The sequence below is a fragment of the Halorubrum sp. SP9 genome (assembly GCF_005435015.1).
Lineage (GTDB): Archaea > Halobacteriota > Halobacteria > Halobacteriales > Haloferacaceae > Halorubrum > Halorubrum sodomense.
Genome location: NZ_SGXU01000460.1, coordinates 1 through 383 on the forward strand (window position 1 = coordinate 1; position 383 = coordinate 383).

Below are 383 nucleotides of genomic sequence, written 5' to 3' on the forward strand. Positions count from 1 at the left end.
TCGAGCACCTGCTCAGAAATGTGGGGCTCAAGCGCGTCGTACTCGTACGGGAGCGGATCGAGTTCGTAGCTCATGCTTGTATCACCTATCACGAACATGTGCCGGAAACCTGTTAAAGATAATGCGGCACGCGCTACCACGCGGCACCGGACGTGAGTGTTATCGGGAGTTTCGGGGCTCCAACGGTGTGGTTGCGGTTCCGCGAGTGCGCGCGTCGAACGCGGAAGCCACTCGTGAAAGGCGCCCGAAACGAAGACGTAACTGAAAGTGGTTTCTCTGTCGGCGGGCCACTCTTCGAAGTCGAATCCGTACACAAAGCGCACGTGGCGCGCGTAGCGCGATGTGCGCTGCGCGCTTACGGTGGGACTGGGATTCGAACCACG

Annotated in this window: 1 pseudogene; it reads right to left on the bottom strand. The window is 59.5% G+C overall.

The window, feature by feature from the left end:
• Nucleotides 1-74, bottom strand: a pseudogene (locus EXE45_RS18250) (superoxide dismutase); the annotation flags it as partial.
• Between the last annotated feature and the right edge of the window lie 309 nt (nucleotides 75-383).